Source organism: Rathayibacter sp. AY1C2, assembly GCF_002931195.1.
Lineage (GTDB): Bacteria > Actinomycetota > Actinomycetes > Actinomycetales > Microbacteriaceae > Rathayibacter.
In genome coordinates this window covers 1-4,834 of record NZ_PSWG01000041.1, presented here as the reverse complement: position 1 = coordinate 4,834, position 4,834 = coordinate 1, and the positions used below count along the sequence as shown (strand labels likewise).

Genomic DNA, 4,834 nt, shown 5'->3' with positions numbered 1-4,834 from the left:
GGTCCCCGGCGCGTAATCGGGCGCATCCGGAAGGCCGAAGACGCGCTCGAGCGTCTCGATGCCGGAGTCGTGCAGGTACCCGGAGAGCTGGGTCCCGACGTACCGCAGGTGGTACGGCTCCGACTCGTACCCCGTGATCGGAGTGGTGTCGGGCTTGTAGCGCACGAGGAAGCCGAAGCGATGGGCGTTGGCGCCGACCCACTGCCCCTCCGGAGTGTCGCCCCAGCAGACCTCGAGCGCGCACGCGCCCGACGCTCCCACCACGTCGACCGCCCAGCCGGTCTGGTGCTCGCTGTGCCCCGGGCGCGCACTCGTCGCATCCGCTCCCGCCTGCCCGCGCGAGGACACCCAGCCCGCGTAGACGCTGACCTGGGTGTCGTAGGAGCGGTAGGCGCTCTGCACCGCCAGCGAGAGGCCGGCCTCGGAGCGGGCGGCGGCGAAGAGCGGGACGAGGGCGTCCGCGGTCGCCTGGCGCATCGGCTGCCGGTTGACGTAGGGCACGTCGGGGAAGGTCAGGTCGGCGGGGACGTAGTCGACCGGCGCGAGCGTCCGCAGCTTGTTGACGACGACCCAGGTGCTCGCCGGGTCGTCGACGGACTGCGCGGTGAGGTCGATCCCGGAGGCGGTGGGAGTGGGAGTGGGAGTGGCGGTCGGCACCGCCGTGGGCGTCGAGGTGGTCGCGGCCGCGGAGGGCGACGGAGCGGGCGGCGCCGTCGAGGGGGTCGGCGAGGGCGCCGGCGCTCCGTTCCCGATGGCGGCTCCGACCCCCAGCGCGGTCAGGCCCGCCGCGGCGGCCACACCCCCGATGACCAGGGCTCGGCGGCCGACGGGGCGCCCATCGGTCGGCTCGTTCTCGTTCGACGTCATCCTCCGAGCCTAGACAGACCCGTTCCTGCGCATCTGCTGAAGCACCGGCGATCGGTTCTGTCCACCCGTGCCCCTCCACGCGGGTCGCGCATATCCTCTAAGGATTCACATAAGCAGACCCCCTAGCTTGAGTGACAGCCACGACTCCGCGTGCGACCGCCCCCTCGGCTGCACGGCCCCCCACGGAGCCGTCGATGGAAGGACCCCATGCTCCGACCCCTCACCGCACCCTCCGTCCCTCTCGCCGCCCTCGCTCGGACGCTCGAGATCGGCGACGAGGGCGGCCTGACGGCCGAGATCAGCGGAGTGACGCTGATCGCCTCCGACGTCGAGCCCGGTGACCTCTTCGTCGCCCTGCCCGGGGTCAACCGCCACGGGGCCGAGTTCGTCGAGCAGGCCGTGGCCCGCGGCGCCTCCGCCGTGCTGACCAACGCCGCGGGCGCCGACGCCGCGCGCGCGACCGGTCTGCCCGTCCTCGTGGTCGACGACCCCCGCTCCCGCCTGGGCGCCGTCGCCGCCGCCGTCTACGGGACGGCCGAGCGCTCCCCCGTGCTGCTCGGCGTGACCGGCACCAACGGCAAGACGTCGACCGTCCACATGCTCGAGGGGATCCTCCGCCAGCTCGGCGTCGTGCCCGGCCTCAGCTCGACCGCGGAGCGCCACATCGGCGACACCTCGGTGACCAGCGGCCTGACCACCCCGGAGGCGACGGAGCTGCACGCGCTCGTCGCCCGCATGGAGGAGGAGGGCGTCGGCGCGGCCGCGATCGAGGTCAGCGCCCAGGCGCTCACCCGCCACCGCGTCGACGGCGTGGTCTTCGACGTCGCCGGCTTCACGAACCTCAGCCACGACCACCTCGACGACTACGGCGACATGGACACCTACTTCGGCGAGAAGGCCCAGCTGTTCCAGCCCGATCGCGCGCGCCGGGCCGTCGTCTCGCTCGACTCCCCCGCGGGCGCGCGCCTCGTCGAGGTCGCCGGCGTGCCGGTCACCACGATCACCTCCCTCCCGGGCGTCGACGCCGACTGGACCATGACGGTGCTCGAGCAGGAGTTCGGCCGCACCCGCTTCCGGATCGGCAACCGCGAGGGCCGTGCCATCACGACCTCCGTCCCGATCATCGGCACCCACATGGCCGCCAACGCCGGACTGGCGATCGTGATGCTGATCGAGTCCGGTCGGCCGATCGGCGAGATCCGCGCCGCGCTGCACCGCGACGGCGGAGTGGACGCCTCCCTCCCCGGCCGCACCGAGCGCGTCTCCGGCGACCGCGGCCCCACGGTGTACGTCGACTTCGGACACAGCGCCGACGCCTTCGCCCGCACCCTGGAGGCCGTCCGCGAGGTCACTCCCGGCCGCGTGGTCATGGTGTTCGGCGCCGACGGCGACCGGGACGCGCTCAAGCGCCCGGCCATGGCCGAAGCCGCCGTCCTGGGCAGCGACGTGCTGGTCGTGACCGACCACCACCCGCGCTTCGAGGACCCGGCCTCGATCCGGCGCACCCTCGTGGAGGCCGCCCGCGCCGCACGTCCGGACGCCGAGATCCACGAGGTCGACGACCCCAAGCGCGCCATCCGCGTCGCCGTGTCCCTGGCGCACGAGGGCGACGCCATCCTCTGGGCCGGCCCCGGGCACCAGAACTACCGCGACATCCTCGGCGTGCGCACGCCGTACTCGGCCCGAGCCGAGGCCCGCGCAGCGCTCCGCGAGGCCGGCTGGGCGGACGAGGCGGTCCCCGCTCCGGCCTGACGCACGGCCCCGGCACGGCGGCCCTGAGATCCCGTTCAGGCTCGCCGGACGCTCTGTCGCGCTCTCCGCACGCGGTGTAACTTTGCGCAGCACGCAACGTTTGCGGCGGATCGCCGTGCCTGGACGCGTCCGCCAGACAAGGGGACCACCGTGGCCGACTCCGCCTCCACTCCATCCGCTCCGACCTCGACGCCGTCCGGCGCCGTGATGTCGCACCGGCAGATCCTGTTCGTCATCTTCGGCCTGATGGCGGGGATGTTCCTCTCCTCGCTCGACCAGACCATCGTCGGCACCTCGATGCGCACCATCGCGGACGACCTCGACGGCCTCTCGCAGCAGGCGTGGGTGACCACCGCCTACCTGATCGTCTCGACGATCGCGACGCCGATCTACGGCAAGCTCTCCGACATCTTCGGACGCCGCCCGCTCTACCTGATCGCGATCGTGCTGTTCCTGATCGGCTCGACGCTCGCCGGCTTCTCGACCTCGATGCTCGGCCTCGCGGGCTTCCGCGCCGTGCAGGGCCTGGGCGCCGGCGGACTCATGTCGCTCGCGCTCACGGTGATGGGCGACATCCTGCCCCCGCGCGAGCGCGCCAAGTACCAGGGCTACTTCCTGGCCGTCTTCGGGATCTCCAGCGTCGTCGGACCGCTCATCGGCGGCCTGCTCGCCGGCACCCCCGAGATCCTCTTCATCACCGGCTGGCGCTGGGTCTTCCTGATCAACCTCCCGATCGGCGCCGTCGCGCTCTTCATCGTCGTGCGGTTCCTCCACCTGCCCAAGCCCGCCGGCAAGCGCTCGGTGCGGATCGACTGGTGGGGCGCCTCCCTCGTCGTCATCGCCGCGGGACCGCTGCTGCTGATCGCCGAGCAGGGCCGCGAGTGGGGCTGGGGCTCGCCGATCGCGTGGGTCTGCTACATCGTCGGCGCGCTGGGCGTCATCGGCTTCATCGCGGCCGAGCGGATGATGGGCGACGACGCGCTCATCCCCCTCAAGCTCTTCCGCTCGCCGACCTTCTCGATGGCGACCGTGCTGGGCGTCCTCGTCGGCTTCGGCATGTTCGGCGGCATGATGGCGATCCCGCTGTACCTGCAGCTGGTGAACGGCGCCACGCCGACCGAGTCCGGCTTCCTGATGCTGCCGATGATCCTCGGCCTGATGATCGCCTCGATCGTCTCGGGTCAGATCATCTCGCGCACGGGCCGCTACCGCGCCTTCCCGATCGTCGGCACGTTCCTGATGTCGGCCGCGTTCTTCTATTTCACCTTCGTGACGATCGACAAGCCGGTGATCTTCATGATGGGCGGGATGCTGATGCTGGGCCTCGGGCTCGGGCAGATGATGCAGACCCTCACCCTGGCCTCGCAGAACTCGGTCGACGTGGCGAACATGGGAGTCGCGACCAGCGCCTCCACGTTCTTCCGCCAGATCGGCGGCACCCTGGGCACCGCCGTGATCTTCTCGGTGCTGTTCAGCCGGATCCCCGACACCATCGCCGCGGCCTTCAAGAACCCGGCGCTCGCGGCGGATCTGCAGCGGGCCGTCACCGATCCGGCCGTCGCCGCGGACCCGGCCAACGCCGGGATCCTGAAGCTGCTGCAGTCGCAGGACACCGCCGCGATCGGCTCGGCGCTCGACGGGGACACGTCGTTCCTGAACACCGCGGACCGCGCCCTGTCGGCCCCGTTCCTGACCGGGTTCAACGACGCGACCGTGACCGTGTTCCAGGTCGCGCTGGGCGTGGTCCTGCTGGCCTTCGTGCTCTCGTGGTTCCTCAGGACCCCGCCGCTGCGCGCGAAGTCGGCCATGCAGGAGGCGCACGACCTCGCGGCCGAGGACAGCGCGGAGGAGCTGCGCCGCACGGTCCCGCAGCTGGCCGCGCGCGCCGGGGCCGACCTGGCCGCGGGCAGCATCGAGCCGGAAGTCCGGACGGACTCGATCCGCACCGCTCCTCCCCGCGACGGGCACGGCGCCCACCGGGCCTGATCGGGAAGCGCCGACCGGCCCGCGTCCTGCGCTCCGCTCCTCTCCTCCGAGGCGCCGCCTCCGCCGCCCGGACACCGCCCTCACCGCGGTGTCCGGCCGGGGAGGCGGCGCCTCGCGGTCGTCCGGGGCGCGGTGTCCCGCGTTCCGGGGCGAGAGAGCGCTCCACCGGGGCTCTAGGATGGTCGGACCGCTGCCGAAGGAGTCCGCAATGAGCGCCGCCCCCACCCCC

At 72.4% G+C, this 4,834-nt stretch carries 3 protein-coding genes; 2 read left to right on the top strand and 1 reads right to left on the bottom strand.

Features of this window, described 5'->3' with window-relative positions:
• Positions 1 to 867, bottom strand: an 867-nt coding sequence (locus tag C5C55_RS16165; protein WP_104234623.1) for a D-alanyl-D-alanine carboxypeptidase family protein, incomplete at its 3' end; no start/stop codon positions are given.
• A 207-nt stretch (positions 868 to 1,074) separates the two neighbouring features.
• Between C5C55_RS16165 and C5C55_RS16160 the strand changes: the two genes are divergently transcribed.
• The gene (locus C5C55_RS16160) at positions 1,075 to 2,619 is read left to right on the top strand and encodes a Mur ligase family protein (RefSeq protein WP_104234622.1); all 1,545 of its coding nucleotides are present in this window, start codon (positions 1,075 to 1,077) and stop codon (positions 2,617 to 2,619) included.
• A 207-nt stretch (positions 2,620 to 2,826) separates the two neighbouring features.
• On the top strand, positions 2,827 to 4,605 hold the full coding sequence (locus C5C55_RS16155; protein WP_104234624.1) for an MDR family MFS transporter: 1,779 nt from the start codon (positions 2,827 to 2,829) through the stop codon (positions 4,603 to 4,605).
• The last annotated feature ends 229 nt before the right edge of the window (positions 4,606 to 4,834 follow it).

Bases quoted from the DNA above. Each gene is read 5' to 3' on its own strand.
- C5C55_RS16160 (WP_104234622.1), top strand. From the start codon at position 1,075: ATGCTCCGACCCCTCACCGCACCCTCCGTCCCTCTCGCCGCCCTCGCT.
- C5C55_RS16155 (WP_104234624.1), top strand. From the start codon at position 2,827: ATGTCGCACCGGCAGATCCTGTTCGTCATCTTCGGCCTGATGGCGGGG.